This is a genomic window from Rhizobium sp. 57MFTsu3.2 (genome assembly GCF_012932765.1).
GTDB classification, from domain to species: Bacteria; Pseudomonadota; Alphaproteobacteria; order Rhizobiales; family Rhizobiaceae; genus Rhizobium; species Rhizobium altiplani.
This window is the reverse complement of the sequence record NZ_JDWI01000050.1, coordinates 1-23735: the sequence shown is the minus strand read 5'-3', so window position 1 is coordinate 23735 and position 23735 is coordinate 1. Positions and strand designations below refer to the sequence as shown.

Sequence of the window (23735 nt, the reverse complement as noted above, 5' to 3'; positions counted from 1 at the left end):
CCGGAATGGACGCTTGATCTTCCCAATCGCGGCTTTGAACTGAAGAAGGTAAGCGGGATCGACTTCCGGATCGGGCTTGGGATCGCCTGGAACAGAGAAGACCCGACCGCTGGCCGCGACGACATTGTCGACATCGCACGGTCGCTGGCAAGGCGCTGATGGTACAGCTCGCCGGGCTCCACAGACAGTTGGCTGCGTGGACCACTCCAGAGGAGGCTTTCGCAAAAATTTGCGCGTGTGGGGCGGTTGTAGTAACTGGAGGCATTGATAATCGATAATTTAGCGACCATCTCACGGCTTCCGGGATCTGCGTTTCCCGACTAAGGTCGATGCGGTTTACAGGAGAGCGACATGCTGCGCCCGAAATTACTCGTTCTCATCATGGCGGTAATCTACATCGGTATTTACGCTGTCGCGACCTTGGGCGTAAGCGGGTTTTGGATCTAGCCACGAGATGCCGGGCTGGGCGCACGCAAGGGTGACATAGATGTGATCACGTGCACGACCTCGCGAGCGGCCTGCCCTGCGGGGCTCGAACATCATCGGACGGAGTATTTCCGTGAATTGGGCTCGGACAAGCCTTCACGGCGACCAAGTACTCGTCTATGACGTCTGCAACCCTTCGTCGTCTACCTTCACAGAACCTAATGCAAGGAGAACTCGTATGGCGGAACTGTCGGTCTATATTGGTTGGGATTCCCGAGAAGATATTGCCTACCAGGTTGCGAAGGAATCGCTGCTGGAGCATGCGTCGATCGACGTCGATGTACACCCGATCAAGCTGCAGGAGCTCGTCGATCGCGGTGTTTATACGCGACCAGTTGATCCCCTGGCCTCGACCGAGTTCACCTATTCGCGCTTCTTCACGCCGTGGCTTGCTGGTTACAAGGGCTGGGCCCTGTTCTGCGACTGCGATTTCCTGTTCTTTGGAGACGTGGCTGAGTTGCTGCAGTACCGGAACGAGGATCAGGCCGTTGCATGCGTACATCATGACTACACGCCAAAGGAAGGCGTGAAGATGGATGGCAAGATCCAGACGACGTATCCGCGCAAGAACTGGTCGTCGTTCATGCTCTTCAATTGTGACCATCCTTCCACTCGCAAGCTGACGCCGGAACTCATCAACGCTGAGACGGGCGCGTTTCTGCATCGCCTTCAATGGGCCGATGACCGCGCGATCGGGGAAATTCCAGAAGAGTGGAACTGGCTTGAAGGCTGGAGTTCAAAGCCATCGGTCGGCTACCCCAAGGGCGTCCACTACACCAATGGGGGCCCGTGGTTCAAGAACTGGCAGGAGGTCGAATACGCTGACAAGTGGCTCGACAAGGCGCTCGCCATCGATCCTAAGTTCGCTCCGGTGTGACGCTTGAATCTCGGCTTTCTTGTCAAGCTCCGCTGGATGCTCTCGCGCCGCTCCTTCAGCATCGGAAACGCACCCAATATGCGCTATTGGCCTCGATTCCGAGGCCGGGGCCGCATAGAAATTGGCGACAGGTTTACGACTCGTTGTGGCGTGATCGTCGATGCTCAAAGTGGGCACATCAACATCGGAAATGATGTCTCGATCAATGACTATTCCATCTTGCTGGGACACGGCGGAATCAGGATCGGCGACAATGTGCGTATCGCCGCCCACGTCGTCGTAGTTGCGTTTGAACACAACTACGAGGATCCGGCGACACCAATACGCCTGCAGTCCATCAGGAAGGAGGCTGTTGTGATTGGTGACGATGTCTGGATTGGAGCGGGCGCCAAGGTACTCGCGGGTTCTCACATTGCCCGTGGTACGGTGATCGGGGCAAACAGTGTGGTGAAGGGGAGAACGGTTCCCAATGGTGTGTATGTCGGAGCACCTGCGCGCCTTGTAAAAACAAGGACAGGCAAACATGCGAGATCAGAGGCCGTCGATCGTCCCGTTCCAGTGCAAGCGTTTGGATAGCAAGACAACACATACGGTTGAACGATGAGCGGACCTGACGTCAACGATTTACAGGCGACGAATGCAATTCCTCCGAGGGAAATCAACTCGGACGAATGGCGATCGTTTTTTCTCGGCTATAGTCACATCGTCTTGGTCGCAAACAGCGATGAGGTCGATATCAACGAGCTAACCTCGCGGTTTCCGGAGACGACACTCTTCATCTTCTTCAACAAGGTTTACAAGGTCCTGAGTGAACCGTTCATCCGCAGTGCCATTCTGGTGTCGCGAAGCGGAACGTTGGGAGCAAACCTCGTCAAAAGCGGTAAAGTGTCGAGGGTTCTTGAATACTTCGACAAAAACAGCTTCCTCGGGATCATCAATTTGGCAATTGGTGATCGCGAAAAGTTCAGCCCAGAATCTGAATTCGGAGGCGTGGCCGTCAGGCATCTCGATTTGACGGCCCTGTTTGCTCCGTTTTATCCGAAGACCAGTCTTCCGACGAGCGGATTTGCGCTGTGCTTCTGGCTCGCCAACCTTCAGCTGCCAGCAACGATCACTCTGGCTGGCTTCTCGTCCAAACGAAGTGAACGCTATCAGGTTCTCGACGTTCACGATTGGACGTATGAACAGGTGGTCTTGCGGCTCATGTATCGGCGCGGGAAGATAGACATCATCGGCCGCGAAAGGACCAATCCTTATGCCGATCTGGCGACACACTTCCCGGAATATTCTCCAGGCGAAATTGCCCTGACGGCGAACGAAGTGCTGTCGGAGCGCCTCGTGAACCTGAGCTCGATCGTTGACCGGCTGATGCATGTGACGAGGTTTCTGCGGTTCATCGACAGGACTTACAAGAAACTGAAGCCGAAGACGCGAAAACAGCGGCAATGGGACGCGATGGAAGGCAAGTAGGTGTTACCGCATTACCATCAGGCGCCGGCACCTGCGAGCTGACGGTTCTTTTGAAACCCGGCAGCCAGCGGTGTCAACGATACGATCCGAAATCTTGTCATCCTGGTGGACCTCGTCTTTCGCCTGTCTCACTGAAGGGCTCACGCCAAGTGAGCGGCAGCTCCTCCGGCGTCCCTGCCAAAATTCATGCCTAAATGAACCGACATTCCTTCGGCTTGATCAGGCTACGCCAATTCGCAGGAGGTCGTGGAAATGCACGAGGCCGATCGGTCGGTTATCGTCATCGATGACGATCAGTGCCCCGATGCTGTGCTGATTGAGCTTCGCCAGCGCCGCGGTTGCCACCACGTTCGGCTTCACAGTCTTCGGCGTTCGGGTCATGATATCGTCAACCAGCAATTCGGAGAGATTGCGCGTCAGATTGCGAGCAAGGTCGCCTTCCGTGACGATGCCGCAGAGACGACCGTCATCCTCCATGATCCCAACGCAACCGAAGTGCTTGCGTGAGAGCGTCGAGATGGCTTCCGGGACTGACGTTCCTCTGCGCACCAACGGCACGCGATCGCCCGTGTGCATGATATCGGCGACGTGGCTGAGGCTTGCACCGAGTTTGCCACCTGGATGGAAAACATGAAAATCGAGGGCGGAGAAACCGCGCGCTTCCAAAAGCGCAATTGCCAGCGCGTCACCCATGGCGAGCTGCATCAATGTCGAGGTCGTTGGCGCAAGTCCGTGCGGGCAGGCCTCTGCCTGGTTCGGCATCAGCAGAATGATGTCGGCCGCTGACGCAAGCGACGACTTCTCCGAGCAGGTGACAGCGATTAGGGGAATCGAGAAGCGGCGCGTATAGGCGACGATGCTGCGAATTTCGGCACTTTCCCCGCCCTTGGAAAAGGCAAGAACTACGTCGGTCGTGCTGATCATCCCGAGATCGCCGTGGTTTGCCTCCGCAGCGTGGACAAAGAACGCTTGTGTTCCGGTCGAAGCCAGAGTGGCCGCGATCTTCACTCCGATGTGTCCGCTCTTGCCGACGCCGGTGACGATCACACGACCGGTGATCCCGTTGATCGTTTCGACGGCACGCATAAACGGAGCGGCGAGACCATCATCGAAAGCACGCTCCAGGGCCTCAAGAGCCCGTCTTTCGGTGCCAACCGTCCGCTTCGCAGACGCCAGAACACCATCCTCGATGACATTTACTGCTGTCTTGTTCATGGTACGGTGTTAGCGGTTTTCATCCGCCAAGTCTATTTCGCGAGCGACGCACTCTGCTTTCTAGGCCGATAGGCTGCAGATTTTTCGCTGAATCGCGTCTTAGGAGACAAATTCCGGGAACTCTTGCGAAAGGCGAACGAAAGACCGTCGGCATGACGGTGGGTGCAGTACTTCGTTGCTGGAGCACAATGAAGGGAAGGTGGACACGCCAACGGCCGCTGCCTTATCGAGTCATCCGATCAGGTCGTGCCTGCGGTAGCCGTTGCCCGGAAATAGGCACGAGAAAACGCAGGTCGTGATTGGCGGGGCGTTGAAGCCTCGGGAAGTCCTGGCGGAAGAATATTTGTCGTCGCTGCGAGATTGGACCTAACAGAGTCTCAAGGAGGATGATCCAACGTGGCAACGAAATTGGCGCGGCGGCGCGACCGGTGAGGCTCCACCCTGTCGAAAAAGCTAGGTTGTTCGCGGATCCCACAAGGGCAACCCCACCGACTGGGCAACATTCGGATCAGCCGTGAAGACGGGCAATCTCTGGTCGCGAAATATTTGCAGTGCTTCCAAATCTGTTTCTTGATGCATGCGAGACAGATTCAACGAGTTGTATTTGTGGCCCTTGGAAAGAGGGTCGATCCCGGTGAGAACCACGTTTGCTGCCCCGCTCGCCAGCGCAAGAGCCGCGCCAACTATGCCGTTTGACCACTTGGCTTCGCCTTCCAGTTCCAGATTCAATCTTCCTGTCATCCGATGCATCAGGGAAATGCGTTCATGGCGGCTGATCAGTGTCAGTTCGTTGTAACGATAGTCGAACGCCTCAAGTCCTCTAAGGAGCCGCTCCCGCTCATGTCGCCAATTGAGAAGGCAAAGAAGCCCGGTTCTCTGATGCTGTAGCACCCGGCGAACCTCGACTGCGGCGGGATTGAGCCCTTCAATCTGGTTGAACTGCATCAATGTCACATCAGGCGGGTGAGGCAGCCAGCCCTGAGCTGCAATTTGGGAGGCATTGATGGTCAATACGCGAAATGAATCGTCCCAGCCCAAAGGCTTGGTGGAAAAGGGCGCAGAGCCGGCAACGACAACCGTCTTTCCAAGAAGGAGGCGCTCTAGGTTGGGGACTCGTGGTGCCGCCAGCCGATACCGCACCCAGCGCGTAAAATAGCGCCTGGTGCGTGTCAGTCCATCAACATCCAACATGCTCAGAATTCCTCAAACTCGAAACATCCTGATTCCGCGACTGGTACAATCGTTGAACAAACCGGGTGCAAAGACAAGCATATTAGCCCGATTTGAGATGATTTGGCTTCGGATGCTGGTCTACTGCCGCACGCCGCCAAAACGACATCTGCTTGAGAAGTCTCTGCGCGCCGCGGATGCGGACCATGTCCTCCGGTTTATCGTACCGGAACTCTTCGGCCCGCGGCTAGAGAGCTTGGGGCAGAGGTGCGGGTTAGTGAGGGGGCGTCACTGCTGGCGACTTGACATCGAGATCGGCCGCAAAGCTTTTCCGGTCGATTTGGAGCGGGCGCTTTACGCCGACAAGCCAGCCCCTGAGGAGATTTCTCGCCTTGATGCCTTCAAGGCGAAGCCGCATCAGTTTCCTGCGTAGCTCGCTTTGCGGCAAATAAGCCCGGTCTATGGATTTGCGCACAAAAGCCGATTTATCGGCACTACCGTCGAGAAATTGCATTTGAATGACGGGTGTCGGCTCGATCTGGTAGGCTTTCAGCCAGCCGCGATGCCAGAAGTAAGCGTCGAGCAGGGAGTAGGTCTTCGTATCCTCGAGCATTTTCCCAGCCGCACGTGGGCCGATGACATAGCCGGCGCTGCCGACGCGGTTCTGAAACACCCTGGTCGCGCGGTGCATGCCGTCGGTCCAAACTGCTGATTTTGCAAGGATATGCGGGCGAGGCGCGAACTCGAGGTCATAGACCCAGTCCCAATTGTCGCGCCGAGCCTCGATGGTCCTGATCGCGTCAGCAAAACCTGAGGACAGTACTGCGTCGTCTTCGAGGATCAGGGTTCGTTCGTTACGCTCGACAATGATTTTCCAGGCGAGCCTGTGCGAGGTGAAGCAGGCGATATCCTCGCGAAGCGTCGGACTCGGCCAGGTATTTGCTGCTGCTTGGCAGTCGTCGACGGACAGGTCGCTTGCTTCGAACGCGTCGAGAAACTCGAAATCCAGTCCCAGCCTTTGCATTTGCCGCGATTGAAACTGTCGTCTTCTTTGCTCGGCTTTCCGACTGATAATGAGAATCTTCACTGCCGCTCTGCCTGATAGATCATTCCGTCGGACCTTATTCGTCTCGTCCCGTCTTATCAATCAATCCCCTGGTGCCCAGCGGAACCTTGCCGGAGGGCGGCACGCGGCGACGCTCGCAAGCCGGGTTGACGCGAAATTCCAAATAACGTCGGGCGTTGTGTTGTCCCGCGTATCCATCGCTGTCGCTCCCGGCGCTGTGTCGCTGCCGGCGGCGCCGGCTACCGCAGGATTTACGCCATCCCGTTTCGCGTTCCGACAGGCCGAGAGCGAGCTTCAATGGGACTGAGGTCCACCTATTGGATCAGGTGACCTATACGCATTCACTGACGACGGCCACGGGCCAACGTAGGTCTCGATCAACACCGAGGCGATGCCTTCGACCGACCGATGGCCCTGGTCGAAAAGCTTCACTGCTGCGTGGTTAAGAAGCCTGGATGCCTCTTTGTCCGGATCTACGTCGTAGTACCGATACCACTGCCTGACGGCTCTCGAGAGAATTAGAAAATCGGTGTCCTGCATTGCCGCCTCCTTCGAACAGGGAACAAGTAGTGCCACGTTCTAGATCTTCAATCCCGAGACTCGATCACGAAATGGACGCAAACATCGGCCTCGACATTGCAGACCGTCGAAAGCCACGACCGGATCGAACGCATAGGTGAGTTGTCCGTTTCGGTCTTCTGGAAGAGGCTTTGATCCAATAGGCTGGCTTCACTTGTCTGTCGGCGGCGGTGCCAATTCACGCCGCGGGGGAGCGCCGATGACGCCGACGGAGGGCGTTTTCAGATGACATTTAAACTGCCGAGGTCATTTTCCAGGCTGCTGAAATCGCAGAAAATGTATCGAAAACTGCTTGCAAAGGCGCTTCGCACACCAACCCCAACTGTATCCAGAAAATCGCGCAGCCCGGTCGCATCGAAGCCGAAACTCAGCGAAGTGACCGGGTTCGGTAGCAATCCAGGACGGTTGACGATGAAGCTCTTCGTACCCGGAAAATTACCGGCAAAGCCGCCATTGGTCGTGGTCCTGCATGGGTGCAGGCAGACGCCCGAAAGCCTGGATACGGGAGCCGGCTTCTCCAAATTCGCTACACTGCGGGGTTTTGTTCTCCTTTATCCTCAGCAGAACGAGACGAATAATCCCCAGCGATGCTTTAATTGGTTTCGGCCGAGCGCTGTGGCGCGGGACCGTGGCGAGTTGATGTCGGTCCGCCAGATGATCGAGTACACATGCCGCCACCATCGAGTAGATCGGTCCAGGGTCTACGTTGCGGGCCTATCTGCCGGCGGAGCCATGACTTCGGCGCTCGTCGCCACGTATCCCGATCTTTTCGCTGGTGCTGCCATTTTCGCCGGGATGCCGTTCGGCGCGGCAAGGGATGCAATATCGGCTATGCGCGGCATGAGGTCCGGTATCAAGCGAGAGCCTCAGCAGTGGGGCGACCTGGTGCGCAAGGTTTCGCCAAACACGAAAGAATGGCCACCGATCTCGGTATGGCATGGAACGGCTGACAGTGTCGTGAATCCGCTCAATGGACGCGCCTTGGTCTCGCAATGGCTCGATGTGGCGGACATGGACAAAGCGGTCGGGAAAACGAAACAGATGTCATGGGGCACTCTCGAGGAATGGAAACGGGGAGACCGTCTGCAGCTGTCATTCTATTCCGTTCAGGGGCTGGGGCATGGTTTGCCGCGAAAGTTCTCAAATCAGAAGGAGAGGGTAGCTGATGCTTACGTCCTGCCGTCGGAGCTGTCTGCGCCCTTGGAACTCATGCGAGCATGGGGGTTACGATCCTGGCGTGCCGATTGATCCGACGCGTTGTTTCGACGCGTGTCCGGTCGCGTAGGGAAGAAATGGCGGACTGTCGCAGCCTCCCTGACGCTCCCTCGTTTCCACCGGCGGCGAGAGCGTATCCGATTGGTCTCTCCCGAGGCGACTGCGCGAGTTGTTTTCGATAACGCCACTGGAAAGATTACCGTTCTTCTCCGCGAGAAGAACCCGAAGTCCAAGAAGATTGTGAACGTGATTTGTCTGTATGACAAGAAGTCCGGAAAGGCTTCGATCACCGAGTACCAATGGCTGGGGCAGTGACACTGATCTCGTGATCCGTATAGACCCTAGCGCTTCAAATCGGCGGCGATCATCTCGCTACCGATTTCGGGAGAAGATGGCCAGTGAGCCTGTCGGCGTGCCTGGAGGGATTCATACTCACTCAGCCTCGCGGGGTCGGGCTGTATGATTTGACCGTCCTTAAGGAAGGCGAGTTCGTCGTAGCCAGCAGGCATCGACCCGACGAACTCCGCCGCCTGAGCTAGGATCATCCTGAATGCGATGGCAACCTCGCGGGCATCAATCGTCGCGTCACTCATGACTCGATCAAAGTCGTCTTGTCGGTAGACAGCATTCCGGCCCAGTTGCTCGATGAGGCTTTCCGGAGTGTAGCCCGGATCCTTGGCCGGAGCTGCCCAGATGGCGGCGCCCAGTGGGAAGTGGTTTTTGTGGAGGTGAAGTAGATCGAGGACGTCTCTCGGCTCCTTGCGGGAGGCGGCCGCAAGAAGCTTGTTTGTCGCCAAGTCGAACATGTGCAGCTTGAAGCCGAACAAGTCGTCCGGGATGGACTCGAAAAATCGGTAGTCGCTGTCGATTACCCAGTCGAGCAAAGTGCTTTCGCCATCCTTCGTTACGATGGCCTGATATTTCTCGGGGTGCCGGGTCGCCCATCTGATCTCGAACCCGGCGGCTATCAACGACTTTGCATCGATCTCGACTGTGTTTCTCAGCATGTTGACACGGTCGTCTTCGCTGAAGAGGTCGTGGAAAATGTCGATATCGTCGGAATACCGGGCACTATCCCTGTTGATGACAGTGCCGCCAGCAATATGACTGCCGGGATGCCTGTTAGCAGCGATAGTCGCCATCGCATCTTGCTGAATTCTACGAAGCGGCACGGCAGGCCTCTTCGAGGCGGACAGCGAACTGTCGCGTCGTCATATTGCCGTTGCGCTTGAGACGGGCGACGGCGTCGAGCACGTCGGACACGGTCGGATCCTGCATTTCTCTCGTTGACCAAAAACACAGTGGGCCATACAGGGCGAATGCTTCGTGGTAGAGGGCGCGCGCGTCCGCCGATACGGCTTGCCGCATGGCGCTCTCCGTTCGTTCTCGTGCTAAAGCCCTCATTTCCATCAGCGTCCGTGTCATTTTCTCTTTCAAGAAAATAGGATACGGCCGAGCGCTTCGCAAGCGGCGATACGCTGCTGGGACAGCGGCTCAGGCCGTCGGCTTCATGGCAGGTTGGTCTGTTTATCAGTCGTGATGTCTCTCCAATGCATCCCCGCTGTAAAGAAAGCTTGCCTGCCCAGGTTCACCTTCCTTCGAGATGTTGCTGGATCCGTAAGGTTCTCGCGAAGTGATCATGATCGCGTCATTCGGTGCCGGACGCGCGAGATGCTGCGCTTCATCCCACGGAGCGCCCATCTAGAGATCCGTCTCTTCCTTCGTCCTCAGCAGGACAGGCATCGCCTTTTCGTGGATCGGCCTAACGACATCATTTGGGTCGGTCGCGTGGCTGACTGAGCGCTTTGTCGCAGTCACAAAGCTGATTGGGACGTGTCGCCAAGGCGAGCCGGAACACTACCTTTGCATCAAGAGCCGCTGCAAGGAATGCGGATTGGGCCTCTCTCTGGGTTACTCCTCCTGCCATGGTACCAGCGCAGGCCTGCCGCAGTATCTCGTCGTCCCATAACCTGCTAGCTTAGGGCCTGTGGAAGAACGTTCTGGAAGTGCCACGCAAAATGGATCGGGAGGGACGTTCGAATGGAGGCATCGAGCACTAACAAACCTTTTTTGCAGAAGAAACGCATCCGCGGGCTTTGGCTCGCAACGACGACCTTTTTTGTTGTCGTGTTCCTAACTCGTCCCCTGTACGCGGGAGCAGCTTTGCACCAACTATCTGAGAACATTGGCGTCGTTCTCGTCATCGCAGGTGTTCTGGGCCGTCTCTGGGCAACGCTCTACATCGGCCAACGCAAGAACAGACACCTAGTAACCACCGGCCCTTATTCCATAACCAGGAACCCGCTTTACGTTTCGTCGATGCTGGCGATACTGGGCGTGAGTTTGATGATCGGGTCCGTTTTGATCATAGCCGCTTTCGTGCCGACTTTCTTTTTTCTGTTCGCCTACGCCGCGCGGCGCGAGAGCGAATATCTCAGATCAAAATTCGGCTCTGCCTATGACGACTATGCGGCACGAACTCCATTTTTTATGCCGAACCCGCTATTGATGAAGCTGGACGCAGAAGTCACCTTCCGCACCTCGGCTTTGTCTACCGCGTTCCGTGACTCCCTTTTCTTAGTAGCGTTGATTCCTCTATGTGATCTGCTGGAGTTCCTGCAAAACGAGGGATACCTCCGAGCAGTTTTCTATATTCCATGAGCGAGAGTGATTGATCTCAATTACTTTCGATCGATTTCGGAGCCAACGGAGCAGGCTCAACTACTCAGCGGTAGTCGGCTTTTCTCGGGGTGGAATCTCCGGCCAGCCCTAAAGGACTAATATTTCTTCCAGTGCGCCTTGTCCGCCTTCCCTGCATGAAGTGCACGCGGTGGTACCTATGCGGGTCTATTGACCGCGCATGTCGCGACAGGCCCGCTGTCGAATAATCAGCGCTTGAAAAGCTGGCCACTCATTTCGTCATCGTCGATAATGACCCTCAAGTCGCCACTGCGGAATGTTGCGAAGGATCAAAACCTCTCGTTTGTACGAATAACTGTATTCATAGCCTATCGGTGGCCCGAAGAGCATCGCGGAAAAGAGTGGGTGGTAGCGCAAACCATGGCCTCGAAGCGATGGAAGGTCTGCGAGACCCCGAGCAGGCGAGGGCGGCGTTTGTCGCAGCAGCTATCGCAGCAGAGATGCTGATGATCAAGGAAGAGTACATTCAGCAGGGGCCGGAAAGGCGTTCTGCGAAGAACAAGCGGGGCAGCGGTCCGGAGATTCTATGAATGTCTGAGCGCTATCCAATCACCCAAGACGACACCATCCAGAAGCCTTTCCCGATCACGGCTATAGCGCCGACAACGAGCAAGGCGAAGATCATACCGGGGAGTTCGAAGCGGTTCACTCCGTTTCCTGCTGATCGATTGGTACGCGCCGCACCGCACGCGGCTGACCGAATACTTCGATTATCTGCATATTGCTTATATCTGCAATTTGCTGATAGTGCCATCACGTGAAGCAACGGGAGGCGCATATGAGAAATCCGGATGGCGGCAACGAGTTCTTGCTTATCGATGGTTTAGATGACCGCGTCATCAAACAATACCTACATGACTGGCGCAGTAAGAATCGCCATTCATTTTCGAGGAAGTCCAAGGTGTCGTGGACACTCTGAAAAGACTTCTCGGTGCCATTCTGTAGTCGAACGTTAACAGGGATATTCCAGAGGACATCTGACGTCGTCATTTTTTCCTCCTTTTCTTACAACGACAACGTGAGAAGAATCTAATATTCGGTGCGCGCCAGCTCAAGAGGCGGCACGTGAAATCTTAACGGTTGCCACCCGCGACACCGCGACAACCCACCATTAGACAAAAAGAGACCCCGCCGGCGTGGAGGCCAAGCGGGGCTCTTGGGCAGTTTGAGTTTGAGTAGGAGCAGCAAGGAGGGGCAATGCCGTTCCGCGTTCTTAACGAGCGACTTCAATCTTTGTTCCGCGCCTTGTAGCTAGGCATATCGATGTTCCCATAAAAGAGTCCCGCACGGTGTTGTCGGCGGGGCAAGTTCTTCGACGGAAAGGTCGCGCCATAGAAGGGTGATCTGGCGCGATCTGTACGGGGGAACGTATGTACGAGCGCCTTGTTCCGTTTCAGCCAGCGCGATATCCGCGCGCGGCGTCTACCAGCAGCTTCAACTGGTGCTCATCGTGGATGCCTTGCTGATAGAGTTCGATAATGATTGAGGCCGCTCGCTGGCCCTCATCGGACGCAGCTTCAATGTGGTTCTGACGACAGTACTGCTCAAGGGCAGCTTGGCATTTCGATAAATCCTCCGACGTCAACGGCTCGTCGTGCCGATGAAATCTCCCGGTCATTTCAGTTTTCCTCCTCTGTTGAATTGGGCGGAAAACGAGATGGTTTGTCGATTTTCGAGATTCAAGACCCTTCGATTTGGATCTCGATCCACCACCGGACCGCATCTGACGAGACCAGAAGCCATGGCACTCGACGAGCGCGTTTGTCCCCAAGCGGACAAATTTAGATGAAGCTTAAAAAGTGTCTTGACTGGCCGGAGTTAATGCGCACCTGATTCGGCCAGAGGTGACCGATGGCAGAATACGTAGGTGAACATATCTCAATCCGCGACGTATTAGTGTGCGTCGAGAAGCGCCAGGGCATCAACATGCGCCGGCACTGCACGCTAAGCGATCTGGCCTACAGCCTCCTTTACCGGTGGCCGGAAGATCACCGGGGCAAGGAATGGGTTGTCGCTCAGACCATGTGCCTTGAAGCGATGGAAGGCGTGCGAGATCCAGAGCAAGCAAGGGCGGCATTCGTAGCCGCAGCGCTGGTTGCTGAGATGCTGATGGTCAAGAAAGAGTACATCCAAGTGCGGGGCGAGAAGCGCCCGAGGAAGGCGAAGGGCAGAGACCAGCCTTCGCCTCACTAGCCTCCAATCACCCAAGACGACGCCATCCAGAAGCCTTTCCCGATCACGGCAATAAGGCCGACAACGATGAGGAAGGCGAAAATAGTGCCAGGGATCTCGAAGCGGTTCACACCTTCTCCTGACACTTTAGGGCTGCATCTAGCATAAGCTCATAGCCCTCCTTCAAGCCTCCGCACACATGGCAGGCATAGCCGTAGTGGACTTCTTCGGGAGCCAGCATCTCGGGCGTTGGCTCGCGCATCGCTTCGATCGCAGCAACAGCCTTGACGCGGAACCCGCGCTTTTGGGTATCGTGAACGTCCGCCCACGTGATCTCGCGGCGAACGGCGTCAAACGGTTCCGCTTCGTAGATCGCCCGAGCAACCTTCTCGACCATATCCATCACATCACCTTCCGTGTAGAACCTTCAACCTATCATAAGTCTCTTCCACCAACCGGGATGCTTCTCGGACATCAACCGCCCATCCATGGTGCGGCATGATCATTCGCCTCTGCCAGGGAATGTGGTTTATCGCCCATATCCATTGGCCCTTCTTGAGGCTCGTGAGATCGAGGAAGATCCTCCCGTTTGTAGATCACCTTCCCATGCTGCAAAGTCTTGGTGGCTTTCGTCAAGCCACGTCTCTCGCCACTTGTGTTTGGGTTGATAGTCCACCCGGGCTGACCTGTTAGCTAGATTTTCGTTTGGACCTGCGCTTATCATCTCTTTTCCGAGTGATGTCGGGTGTTTTGTTGATCTTCCCGGTGATTTCCACGCGCAGGCCGCATTGGTCGGCATTGACGCTGTAGACCCTGTCGCAGCCCCAGACGGTGCCTATCGCGGTCTTCAGGCCGTCGAGTTGGCAATCCCCAATCTTCTCCCGGATATCATCCGTCGAGTAGGCTTTACGTCGCCTGCAACAGGCGCACGTCGCCTCCAGCCGATAGCCTTTATAATCGGAAAGGTAGGATTGGTGTTTGGCCGCGGTGAACATACGGAATATCTCCTCGAATCGCGCCGCACGAGATGAGATAACTTCCGCCCCGAAGTTGGGGTATGAAATGGCCTCAAATGACCCGCCGTCAAGGTTTCCAATTCGCGATTTGTTCACGGGTTTTTCGGGTGTTTTCAAACCCTCATTGGAAACCACTTTCCTTGATTTGCAGGGCCTGTCCAGTTTCTTTGATTACTCGTTTTCGGTACGACCAACATCGTGTGATCGACGGCGATTGCCGGACCTTTCGCATTCTTCGCCCGATCAGCAACAAAACCATCAGCGAGCATTTTCAGAACCTGTATAAGTCCGGTGAACTCGATGAAGATTCAGTTGTCCGGAAATTTCGGATAACTGCCGCAGATGGCAAGGAATATGACGTTAAGCATTATAGCTTGGATGCGATCCTGGCTGTTGGATACAAGGTAAATTCCAAGAAAGCGACGGAGTTCCGGCGTGGGCGTCCACCAATGCAGCGCGGCACGAAGGCGGATGTGCAAGCTGGGATCGGGTATCTCGAGAAGTCAGTCAAGCTAGATCCGGGGTTCGCACGGGCTTGGAGCGAACTCGGCATCGCCTATTCCCTCGCTGGCACCGTGAGCTATATCGACGCGTGGATCGCCTCACAATCGAAGGCGGTGCAGATCGCCCACGAGTATTCCGGCACCTTCGTACGCACAGAGCCGATGATGGCCGATGGCTTTGCGGCCATGGGCTTTGCGGAAGAGCAGATAAACGGGTTCTTCTTGGCTGCTTCGACGCTTTAAGGATCGCGCAATTCAATTAGAGGAAGAACTGGCAGCCAAACGAAACGACTGCAATGGCCAATGGCATCGTTAGCGCCATGACCACGCTCTGCCAGTCGATATGATACGCTTCAGCGCGCGCTTCCAAGTTCATTCGAGTTACTCCCCACATGAGGAGGAACCTAGCGAAGTCGGGGGCAATGTCGTCTCAAAATAAGTTTCTGGCTGTAACATTCAGCAGCGGGCTCAAGGCCGTTAACCCTTTCTGACCTCCCACAATCTGGAGCGTCCTATGGACCGCAAGCATTTCTTCGATGCTACGCGAGCGTCGATCTTTGGCGGCTCGCTTGGCCAGTCTCAGGTGTTCGGCATGGAAACGATACTGGATGCCTGCGCAGAACAGCAGGTGTCCGACTGAGCCTGCTGCCTATCCGCTTTTGGGAAGAAGTCGCTGCGGTCGTGAACGGCGCTTATCAGCAGTGGCAAATCATCGGCGCGGCGATCGAAGCGGTGCGTATGGGGGACGAAAGCTGCAATCGAGGCGGCTCCGACCATATCCGATGCGGAGGGCGCGGCCGCCGCCGCAGTGTGGCCTTAGAAGGGATATGCAAGGATGACGGGGTTCTGAGGATCACCCTCGCACAGCCCCTCTCACAAGCAACGCCTGCCTGCAAGGTTGTTTTTCGAGCATATCTCTTCCGCTTGAACCGGGTAATGACCTCGTTCGCGTTATCAGGTCATTCTTTTGAAGGGTCGCTCAGAACCGCAAAAAGCCCGCCGGGGAGGCGAGCTTCCTTTTGCATACTATTGAAGCTGACCGCATCATTGCTGTCGGGCTCATAGGGACACAACTGGCCGTAGATAGCACCTCATCCAATAGAGGTATGCGGCCCAACCTCTACGCGAAGCGAACTTCTTCGCACGCCTGACCTCACAATCTGGAGCTTTAAATGGATCGTACAGCGTTCTTCGCTGCGCTGCGCCGTCGCGCGTCTGGCGTTTTCGGCACGTCTCTCAGCCAGTCGCAGGTGGACGGCATCAACGGCATTCTGGATGCCTTCGCCACTCATGGAGATGGACGAGACAAGACGCTCGCCTATGCTCTCGCCACGGCCTACCACGAGACCGGCGCCCGCATGGTTCCAGTAAGAGAGGGTTTTGCCAAGGATGACGTCAGCGCTCGCCGGATCGTCGCCAAGCGCGAGTATGGCCAGCCTGCGGGCAAATACGGCCATGTGTTCTATGGGAGGGGTCAGGTCCAATTGACCTGGTCTTCCTCGCTGGCGAAATTCCCGAACAGCATCTCCCCGCCCTTCACTCCACAATGAGAGCACTTCAACCATCCGGCGGGTGTTTCTGTCGAATGGCTGTTGTCTTCCGTAGGGCTGTATCTCTTCAATATACGCCTGCCTCAGTCGTTAGGCATGGCACTTCACCTGGATATCGACGCGGTGCGGGGCGTAGTGGAGAGAGCGGGGGGGTCCATCGACTGGATACGAATCGCATGCGTGCATCCTCGATAGGATCGACCGCCGCATGTCGATGGGTTGGCCCTGAAGCCTCAGGATACGCATGTATTGTAATCCGTCTGGTCCTGATGGCTGCATTCGGACGCCGATTAAAACAGGGAGGTTCATGAGAGGGTCAGAACCTCCCTGCCATTATTCTTGAAGAGAAGTCTCGTTGGCGGCGGGGATCCGCGAGTCGAAACCGTCACTTCGTCGCATCCCAGGTTGCGGCGATCCTAACATACTCGGAAAAGTGGTCTAACTATTCAAAGGTATTAATCGGCTGCAAGCTACGGCGTCTGATCCAAGGTTGGACCGAGACGCCTCATTTCAACAAAGCTTAGCAAGACGCCTCGGCAAGCAGAGCAACCTGTTTTCCTTCAATAGCAAATCGCCCGGTTTCCATGCCGCGCGGAATCATCCAAGAGAGGTTGGAACGAAAGCGCGCCCTATCCGTTTTGGGGTCTGGCTTTGCTTAATCTCTCCCAGCGAAGCCTCAATGTTCCATTGCCCCGCAACCGCGACTGCCGGGTTCAAATACAAACTCCCACCCCGCTTCCTTCAGCGGGGTTTTTTCTGTTAGCGGCCTTGCGTGGAACTTCGCCTCGCTCGGAGGCCGCCGACAAAAATTGGGGGTCGCGGGACTTTTACGACAGCGGGCGGCCTTGAATAGAAGCCCGTGTTCGCTCGAAACTGGGCGGCGAAATTGGCGACATTATGCTGCCAAAGTGCCTCTCGAGTTCCATAGCCAGATCTTCTTCTGATGTCATGCCACGGTGAAAAAGTCCGACGAGCAGTTTCGCTGCGACGTTATAGCTTTTGGGATCGGAAACGCTGGTGGCCGGGCCGTAGCCAGCCGCATCCAATACGCCTTGCAGCATGAGGAGGTCTTTTGATTTCAGGACGACGTGCAGTTCGGAAGACATCTGGTCCTCCTTCTTTTGGGGCGAGGGCATTTTGCCCCGAAGCAGCAGCGCCCGTAAAATAGACTGCTGACTTACAGACCATGCTCCACGCTCTTTCCTCACGCAACTTAATTCATGCAATCAATGTTTTTATTCGTCCTTTATAACAAAACCGATGATTGTCGTTGCGTTTCATGCGAGGAGTGTCTATATGGCGGCTATCGGCATTGCTGATGAGCGCTGGAACATGTCTGTCGCTCGCAATCGCCGCAGTTGCTTTCTGCTTTTGACCACGGATGTACTGGCATTGGTATGAGTAGCGATGTGAGGAAGGTCGGTGCGGTTTAGCCCCGGCCTTTTTTGTTTGTCGAGATGGGCGCCAGGTCTCAGCGCTCACGCCTGATCGTTCCAGTCGCGAGGAAAAACAGGTGCCCCGCAAGGGTTCTGGCGAGCGGCGCCCTTTGGCAGTTTACAGTTTGGAAAGTGAAACGACGCAGACCGGAATATCTTGCCGTCCCATCTTTTCAGCTAACAACTTTGAGCTTTGTTCCGAGCAACCAAGGTCGCGCATGGAAAAGATCCTGATAGCGATTTTCCTCATATGGGTCGCCATTGGCGTGGCTGACTGAGCGCTTTGTCGCAGTCACAAAGCTGATTGGGGCGTGTCGCCTAGGCGAGCCGGAACACTACCTTTGCATCAAGAGCCGCTGCAAGGAATGCGGACTGGGCTTCTCTCTGTGTTACTCCTCCTGCCATGGTACCAGCGCAGGCCTGCATCGCCGAGAAGAAGGCGCGGCCTTGTGTCACCGGCCAGTTCGCAAACAGCATGTCCAGGGCTTCATCTGCGGATGCAATGGTGTGCAGCACATGGTTGCGTTCAACGACTAAAACGACCCAACGTGACGACACAAGGTCTCCGATTCCGCTTCAAAGGGATACACTGATCGATCGGCAGCCACTCTTTAAACCCCGCCCGTGACACGTTGTTCCCGCTATTTCGCGGGTAGACGAAGAAGGAGCAATTCCAGCAACTCTCGGGGCGTGAGCGTCGAATTCGACGACATGAGCTCGATGGCGACATTTGCGGCGCCCCGAGCCTGAATGCTTTCAGGATCGGTTCGGGTCGCCGTGAGGAAGCTCACTCACGGTTCCCGCTCAAGGCAAGAGCACGTCGTATCTGGCCTTGGGCCGCCAACTTCTCAAGGCCGGGCAGGGATGGTCGTGCGTGACGAGTAGCCGCACTGGGCGGGCGCCATGAGGCTTCCTATCTCCAAACGATGAATCAGAAACATTTCATCGCTCTGAGTGTGACGGCGTTCATCGGGTTGATGTGCGTACTGTTGGTGGCGGTCTCAATCCTTGACCATGTGGTCGCAATCCCGCCGGTGTAGTGGACGCGAAAAAATCCTGATGGGCACAAGCGCGGGGCAAGGAAGATCGATCGTTGGGACCGAAGTCCGAAAAAAGCCCCGCGTAGAGCGGGTCAAGGTCAGAAGTTTGGACGCCAGTAGGATGCCGTCGATTTTCACCAAATCCAACTTTGATTTTCGTGGCTGGTCAACGAAAGACCCGCCGGCGTGGAGGCCAAGCGGGGCTCTAAGGCAAATGCAGTTTAAGCGGGAGCGGTGAAGAGGGGGAAAGCCGTTCCGTGCGACTTAAACCAGCAACTTCGACATTTGTTCCGTTCCTGGTGGAGCACCACTATCGCTCGCAAACCGGAACCGGGCGCGACGCTAGCGGTTTTGCTATTGGCTTTTGCGGACCCCTGGGCGCCAGCTTCCATCAGGTCGAGTGCTGTGGCGGTTACTGCGCGGGCGCACTCGCTCTCCGGGTAGGTGTGGTTGGTAAGGGGCCGCTGAGGCAACATGCGGGCGAGGCCAGCGCTTCATCCGTGATCCTCTGGCAGCCAATGCGTAGGTTTCAGGCAAACCTGATGGACAAAATCCTACCGATGCAAGCGGCCCGCAAGTTTCGGGGTGCGGGCCGCCGGTGCATCGAGCACTTGCGCCCTGGGGAGAGCGCCGTGGCCACTGTGATGCTGTAAGGCATTGTAGTCAACAGATCGCCCCTTGGTTAACAAGACTCCACAGCAACGCGCGCATCGCCGCGCCTGTCTTCCGGACGTTCTTCCGTAAGCAGCCCGCTCATGTCGTAAACCGAGGTCACGGAAGCCGCCTATCAAAGGGGATTGAGGTTTAACTGGACCCACGAATGCCGATATGCGTCATAAACACTCTGGCTTGGCAGAATCGTTTGGGCATCGTCAAAAGAGCCTAGGGCAATAGCAACCAGACCGGGCCGAAACTCCGGCAGCCAATATACGGTAGACCCACAATTAGGGCAGAAACGAAACTCCACGTCCTTTCCGCTGTCGCCCTGTCGCACATAGGTTCGATAGTCTCCCGAGGAGTCAACTTGCGTTGACCTATAGAAAACCCCAACACCAAATGCCGAGCCAGTTCGACGCTGGCATTCTGTGCAATGGCAAATCGACACCTTGAGTGGATCACCATCGGCTTCGATCTGAAGCTGGCGACAAGAGCAATAGGCCAGACGGGTCAAACTAACTCCTCAGCTCTTCGAGCTTGACGACGGAAGCGGCCCGGTGGCGGGAGCATTCGGACCGCCATGCTATCATAGCACAGGCGCTCTGGGGGAGGCGCCGACACTAGTTTGTGCTTGTCTAGCAAGGACGTCAATGTCTGCGTTATGGGCGAAGTGGGAGGTCCGAGGAAGGGGTCCAGCCGACATTTGAACCTCCCTGTGCCAAAGGAGAGCAGACAACACAACCTTACAGCAACCGCTAGTATTATGTAGCGTCAAACTCTCGCACCGCGGACTCGTAAAATCTACGCGGTTCTTTCTCACAAAGACAAAAGAAAACCCCGTGACCTAACGGGGCGTGAGTAGGGGAACAACTGGGAGGTAACAAAAGAATAGCTAACACTACCGCAAAAGTCGTATTCGTCAATTAAAAAGCGAATGCGCCTGGTTCAGACCGACGTTGAGGCCAAGGCCCGATTCTACGCAGCCCTTGGCCAGCTTTCGACCCTGCGCCGCGGCCGTCAAATCCGTTCTCGACGCCTACTCACGATGATCTCACCGGCACAGAAATGATATTCGTGAAATGTCGTATTTTTTCGTGGTCGAAGTCGAAAGAATGACCCCGCCTGGGCACAAGCGGGCAGGGATCGACAGCGAAAGGGAAATCTGCCATTTCAGCGGATCGACTACGCGGTCGGCCTATAAGTCTCGATGAACCGTCGGTGAAGAGTGATGGCTATCTGGTCGCATGTTGTTTCGAGCCGCAAGGCCAGCCTCTAGACATGCCGCAAGAAAAAGTTCTTTGCTGACCGCGGGTGGCGTCTGGTGATTCAGGGCCCTCCGACAGCTAATGACCGCTGCATCGTGATAGGCTCCGCGGGGGGAGGGCCATTCATTTTCGAGGAAGTCCAAGGTGTCGTGGACACTCTGAAAAGACTTCTCGATGCCATTCTGTAATCGAACGTTAACAGGGATATTCCAGAGGACATCTGACGTCGTCATTTTTTCCTCCTTTTCTTACAAAGACAATGTAAGAAAAATCTAATATTCGGTGCGCTCCAGCTCAAGAGGCGGCACGCGAAATCTTAACGGTTGCCAGCCGCGACACCGCGACAGAGACCCCACCATCAGACAAAAACGTGCCCCGCCGGCGTGGAGGCCAAGCGGGGCTGGTAAGAAGAGCAGATGCATTCACAGAAACGGCAAGGAGGGGCAAAGCCGTTCCGCGCGAGATAAACCACCAACTTCGATATTTGTTCCGTTCCTGGTGGTGTCAGGCGAAGTGAGAAATTGACCCCGCATTGCCTCAAGCAAAATGTTACCGATAGGGTTGATGCTCCCAACGGGGCACTGCTGATTTACTGTCCCGGCTCGGGGGGCGGATGGCACGGCGGATCAGCATGGCGACACGGACGGAACTTGTTGAGGCAATCATCGAACGATATCGATCTAGCAGTCGTGCGGATAAGCAGAGGATTCTCGACGAATTTGTTGCGGTAACTGGCCATCATCGCAAGCATGCGATCCGAGTGCAAGCTCGGCGCAAGCAGCTGCTGGTAAAGACCTGGCGAATGGAAATGGCTGGCTTGTTCATCGTCGATGGTGGCTGGTTCAGGTACGCTCGCCGCAGTCGGTAACACCAGCTCATGAGGCAATATGCGGGGTCAAATCTTCACTTCGCTTGACAGGTGGAGCACCACTGGTTCGCTAGCAAACCGGAACCGGACGCGACGCTAGCGGTTTTGCTATTGGCTTTTGCGTCCCCCCCGCGAAGCTTTAATGCTCCTTTAGCCCCGCATCCGCGACTGCGGGTCCTTCTCATCTCGACACGAGAAATTGCCAGCCTCTACGGAACCGGCGGTGGTATCGCTGCGTTGGACACGTCGGAGGAAGTGAGAGCGAGACTCGATTCCTCCACTCCACGACCCCCACTTCTGGCCTCGCTTTCCTTCAGCGGGGCCATTTTTTGGTGTGTTCGCTGTACCGGGACAGAGGGATTGTCGCGGCGTCTTTTAAAATGGCGGAACTGAGAACAGAGGCGTTCGGTCCGACCTTACATAACGTCCCCAACTCAATCCCGCCCTCCTCTGGACGGAGTTTTTCGAGAGGTGCAGCCTCCCGGCGCTTTCGAGCGAGCGCTGCAAAAAATATTAGCGACACTTTAAATTAGGGTTAGAATGTCACGGTGCTTTCGGGACCGCTCTCCCGAGGGTGCTTTCTCAGAACTGGCCCTCTGCGCTTATACCCCGCCGGGGGCATTTTCTTTGCTAGTTCCGAGCGCCGCAGGGCTACCGAAGGCAGGAACCAAACGCGCGTCTTCTCCGTTTAGGGTCGGGCTTCGGGTAACTTTCTCCCAGCGAAGCCTCAATGCTCAATTGCCCCGCAACCGCGACTGCGGGGATCATTTTCTGCCACGGTACGCTTGCGTACTGGAACCCCGGCAGACCAGTGTGCGTTACTTGTCAGGACTTGAACACTCTTGTTCAGACCCCTTTCCAGTCACACTAACTCCCACCCCGCTTCCTTCAGCGGGGTTTTTTTGTTTGCCATCACCGGTTCGTATACTCAGTTTTTACGATCCCTGCGTACACGGTGGCGCGACATAGGCACAGGGCGTTTTATGGACGGCAGAAAAGCTCATCGGAGGCGCACGCTCATCGGTGCGAAAATCCTTCTCAATGGAGGCTCCAGCGTTCTGGATTGTGTCGTCAAGGACCTGTCAGACGGCGGCGCGCGTCTGATTATGGATGGCGCTATTGCAGTCCCACCAGCGGACTTCGATTTGCATCTTTCAGATGGTCGCGTTTTTCATTCCTGCCGTATCGCATGGCGTCAGGTATCTTCCCTGGGAGTCTCTTTCTCGCAGCCGTCAGTCAATGCCGCATGAGCCGGTGGTAGACGATCGGAACAGCAGACGCTGGCAATTTGCGGGAAGCCTCCGCGAGCTGGGATGGACGAAGACTTCCCTGGTGTCCCGCCCAAGCCGCTAAGCTTTCGGGACACGCGTATCTTACGCTCAATATGCCGCGCCACCACGGACTAAGGTCTGATGCACGTGATGGCTAAGCGTCAACCGTGGGGGTCGTTTCTGGTCGGGCTCCGGAAGCTCCGAGGGGTTTACACACGAGGGGCGTGCCGGAGCATTCCGGTGTCCGGTGGGGTTGGACGGCACAAGTTATGCGGGATAGGGCTGGCTTGAACAGCCGGACAAAGGTCCTGAGGCCACCAGACCCGAGTCCGATCCATCTCGGACTTAGGTCCGATGTTCAGGAACAACGCTAATGACGTATTAACACCGAAGCGTGAGACACCGCCTTACCAACGTCTATGCGCAAACCGGAATGGGAATAAGACATGAAGAAGCTCGCTATCGCAGCGCTGGCGTTCGCGACTACGCTGTCAGCGTCGCCGGCATTCTCTCAGATCTACTTTGAGTATGGCAGCGGCCCTCGCTACTACGATGATCCGCCAGCCCCGCGGTACTATCGCTCTTCACCACGCTACGTGTACGATGACGACTACGATGGCCCGGGATATCGCGACGCCCAACGCTGCTGGACACAGAGGTACTACGGATACCGCCACGGCCACCGGGTTGTGCGATACAGGAACGTCTGCGACTAGGCGCTGGCCTGGCCCCTCGATCATATCATCGTCGGTTCGGGATCAGGGTCGATCTCGTCGATGATGTCCGCCGTATCGTTCCTTGGCGAGCCGACCTTTCTGTCGACCGGCCACATCTTCATCAGTTCGGCGGGGAAGGGCCTCATGAGGTCGTCCGGGTCTGGCTCCGGTGATAGCCACCGGTCGTAATCGCCTCGATGCAGGATGACGGGCATTCGGTCATGGATTGTCGCCATCATCTCGTTTGGTGGGCACGTAATGGCCGCGAAATTGCGGATCTCAACGCCGGTGGTTGGATCTCGCCATGTGTCCCATATGCCGGCGAGCGCGAATGGGCTGTCATCGGCCATGGCAATCGCGTNGGGCTGCTTGTTCTTGCCCGTCCCGTAGATGTCCTTCCATTCGAAGTAGCCGTTGATTGGCACGAGGCACCGACGTAATCGATACGCCGACTTGAACAGGC

General features: G+C 56.1%; 24 protein-coding genes and 2 pseudogenes. 12 read left to right on the top strand and 14 right to left on the bottom strand.

From position 1 onward, the window contains the following. The 4 genes and pseudogenes from AF71_RS32035 to AF71_RS29920 all read left to right on the top strand — a co-directional run. Nucleotides 1-159: pseudogene (locus AF71_RS32035) on the top strand (LysR family transcriptional regulator); the annotation flags it as partial. A 505-nt stretch (nt 160-664) separates the two neighbouring features. Further along, nucleotides 665-1363, top strand: a complete 699-nt coding sequence (locus tag AF71_RS29930; protein WP_169684336.1) for a glycosyltransferase — start codon at nt 665-667, stop codon at nt 1361-1363. Nucleotides 1364-1366: 3 nt separating this feature from the next. Then, complete coding sequence (locus AF71_RS29925; RefSeq protein WP_246733894.1) at nt 1367-1939, top strand: acyltransferase; 573 nt, start codon at nt 1367-1369, stop codon at nt 1937-1939. A 24-nt stretch (nt 1940-1963) separates the two neighbouring features. After that, a complete protein-coding gene (locus tag AF71_RS29920; RefSeq protein WP_169684335.1) occupies nt 1964-2833 on the top strand; it encodes a 3-deoxy-manno-octulosonate cytidylyltransferase in 870 nt (289 codons plus the stop codon). A 219-nt stretch (nt 2834-3052) separates the two neighbouring features. Here the strand turns inward: AF71_RS29920 and AF71_RS29915 are convergent, their stop codons facing one another. The 3 genes from AF71_RS29915 to AF71_RS29905 all read right to left on the bottom strand — a co-directional run bounded on the left by AF71_RS29915 (nt 3053) and on the right by AF71_RS29905 (nt 6290). Then, the gene (locus tag AF71_RS29915; RefSeq protein ID WP_169684333.1) at nt 3053-4048 is read right to left on the bottom strand and encodes a KpsF/GutQ family sugar-phosphate isomerase; all 996 of its coding nucleotides are present in this window, start codon (nt 4046-4048) and stop codon (nt 3053-3055) included. Nucleotides 4049-4501: 453 nt separating this feature from the next. Then, on the bottom strand, nt 4502-5239 hold the full coding sequence (locus AF71_RS29910) for a membrane-anchored protein (RefSeq protein ID WP_169684332.1): 738 nt from the start codon (nt 5237-5239) through the stop codon (nt 4502-4504). A gap of 253 nt (nt 5240-5492) precedes the next feature. Further along, the gene (locus AF71_RS29905) at nt 5493-6290 is read right to left on the bottom strand and encodes a glycosyltransferase family 25 protein (RefSeq protein WP_348644161.1); all 798 of its coding nucleotides are present in this window, start codon (nt 6288-6290) and stop codon (nt 5493-5495) included. A gap of 798 nt (nt 6291-7088) precedes the next feature. Between AF71_RS29905 and AF71_RS29900 the strand changes: the two genes are divergently transcribed. After that, entirely contained in the window at nt 7089-8111 is a 1023-nt protein-coding gene (locus AF71_RS29900) for a PHB depolymerase family esterase (protein ID WP_169684329.1), read from the top strand. A 308-nt stretch (nt 8112-8419) separates the two neighbouring features. Here AF71_RS29900 and AF71_RS29895 read toward each other — a convergent pair whose 3' ends face one another. The 3 genes and pseudogenes from AF71_RS29895 to AF71_RS32025 form a co-directional block, all read right to left on the bottom strand. After that, nucleotides 8420-9220, bottom strand: a complete 801-nt coding sequence (locus tag AF71_RS29895) for a hypothetical protein (protein ID WP_169684328.1) — start codon at nt 9218-9220, stop codon at nt 8420-8422. A 16-nt stretch (nt 9221-9236) separates the two neighbouring features. Then, entirely contained in the window at nt 9237-9446 is a 210-nt protein-coding gene (locus tag AF71_RS29890; protein WP_169684326.1) for a hypothetical protein, read from the bottom strand. Between the two features lie 162 nt (nt 9447-9608). After that, nucleotides 9609-9863, bottom strand: a pseudogene (locus AF71_RS32025) (SOS response-associated peptidase); the annotation flags it as partial. Nucleotides 9864-10118: 255 nt separating this feature from the next. Between AF71_RS32025 and AF71_RS29880 the strand changes: the two are divergent. Together AF71_RS29880 and AF71_RS29875 are read left to right on the top strand one after the other, a co-directional pair. After that, on the top strand, nt 10119-10739 hold the full coding sequence (locus tag AF71_RS29880; protein WP_169684324.1) for an isoprenylcysteine carboxylmethyltransferase family protein: 621 nt from the start codon (nt 10119-10121) through the stop codon (nt 10737-10739). 380 nt (nt 10740-11119) lie between these two features. After that, nucleotides 11120-11308, top strand: coding sequence for a DUF982 domain-containing protein (locus AF71_RS29875; protein WP_169684322.1), 189 nt, complete (start codon nt 11120-11122; stop codon nt 11306-11308). Between the two features lie 863 nt (nt 11309-12171). Here the strand turns inward: AF71_RS29875 and AF71_RS29870 are convergent. After that, nucleotides 12172-12396 (bottom strand): hypothetical protein, encoded by a 225-nt coding sequence (locus AF71_RS29870; RefSeq protein WP_169684321.1) that lies wholly within the window; start codon nt 12394-12396, stop codon nt 12172-12174. Between the two features lie 233 nt (nt 12397-12629). On the opposite strand from AF71_RS29870, the gene AF71_RS29865 reads away from it, so the two are divergent. After that, the gene (locus AF71_RS29865) at nt 12630-12971 is read left to right on the top strand and encodes a DUF982 domain-containing protein (RefSeq protein ID WP_169684319.1); all 342 of its coding nucleotides are present in this window, start codon (nt 12630-12632) and stop codon (nt 12969-12971) included. A gap of 106 nt (nt 12972-13077) precedes the next feature. Here AF71_RS29865 and AF71_RS29860 read toward each other — a convergent pair whose 3' ends face one another. Then, nucleotides 13078-13353 (bottom strand): hypothetical protein, encoded by a 276-nt coding sequence (locus tag AF71_RS29860; RefSeq protein WP_169684318.1) that lies wholly within the window; start codon nt 13351-13353, stop codon nt 13078-13080. 286 nt (nt 13354-13639) lie between these two features. Further along, nucleotides 13640-13945: a hypothetical protein gene (locus tag AF71_RS29855; RefSeq protein ID WP_169684316.1), complete on the bottom strand. Its 306-nt coding sequence runs from the start codon at nt 13943-13945 to the stop codon at nt 13640-13642. Between the two features lie 77 nt (nt 13946-14022). Here AF71_RS29855 and rhuM point away from each other — a divergent pair, with 77 nt between their 5' ends. The 3 genes from rhuM to AF71_RS29840 all read left to right on the top strand — a co-directional run bounded on the left by rhuM (nt 14023) and on the right by AF71_RS29840 (nt 16019). After that, nucleotides 14023-14712 (top strand): RhuM family protein, encoded by a 690-nt coding sequence (gene rhuM / locus AF71_RS32020; RefSeq protein WP_246733892.1) that lies wholly within the window; start codon nt 14023-14025, stop codon nt 14710-14712. Nucleotides 14713-14983: 271 nt separating this feature from the next. Continuing rightward, nucleotides 14984-15109, top strand: coding sequence for a hypothetical protein (locus AF71_RS32195; protein WP_281412477.1), 126 nt, complete (start codon nt 14984-14986; stop codon nt 15107-15109). Between the two features lie 532 nt (nt 15110-15641). Then, nucleotides 15642-16019: a hypothetical protein gene (locus AF71_RS29840; RefSeq protein WP_169684315.1), complete on the top strand. Its 378-nt coding sequence runs from the start codon at nt 15642-15644 to the stop codon at nt 16017-16019. Nucleotides 16020-16846: 827 nt separating this feature from the next. Here the strand turns inward: AF71_RS29840 and AF71_RS29835 are convergent. From AF71_RS29835 to AF71_RS29820, 4 genes are all read right to left on the bottom strand, one after another. Continuing rightward, the gene (locus AF71_RS29835; RefSeq protein WP_169684313.1) at nt 16847-17125 is read right to left on the bottom strand and encodes a hypothetical protein; all 279 of its coding nucleotides are present in this window, start codon (nt 17123-17125) and stop codon (nt 16847-16849) included. 648 nt (nt 17126-17773) lie between these two features. Next, a complete protein-coding gene (locus AF71_RS29830; protein ID WP_169684312.1) occupies nt 17774-18013 on the bottom strand; it encodes a DUF982 domain-containing protein in 240 nt (79 codons plus the stop codon). A 1269-nt stretch (nt 18014-19282) separates the two neighbouring features. Continuing rightward, nucleotides 19283-19600 carry a GFA family protein gene (locus AF71_RS29825; RefSeq protein WP_348644160.1) on the bottom strand — a complete coding sequence of 106 codons (318 nt, stop codon included), beginning with the start codon at nt 19598-19600 and terminating at the stop codon, nt 19283-19285. Nucleotides 19601-20347: 747 nt separating this feature from the next. Then, nucleotides 20348-20650, bottom strand: a complete 303-nt coding sequence (locus AF71_RS29820) for a DUF982 domain-containing protein (RefSeq protein ID WP_169684310.1) — start codon at nt 20648-20650, stop codon at nt 20348-20350. Between the two features lie 1618 nt (nt 20651-22268). Between AF71_RS29820 and AF71_RS29815 the strand changes: the two genes are divergently transcribed. Then, complete coding sequence (locus AF71_RS29815; RefSeq protein WP_169684308.1) at nt 22269-22535, top strand: PilZ domain-containing protein; 267 nt, start codon at nt 22269-22271, stop codon at nt 22533-22535. A gap of 757 nt (nt 22536-23292) precedes the next feature. Here the strand turns inward: AF71_RS29815 and AF71_RS29805 are convergent. Beyond that, nucleotides 23293-23735, bottom strand: a 443-nt coding sequence (locus tag AF71_RS29805; protein WP_169683192.1) for an SOS response-associated peptidase, incomplete at its 5' end; no start/stop codon positions are given.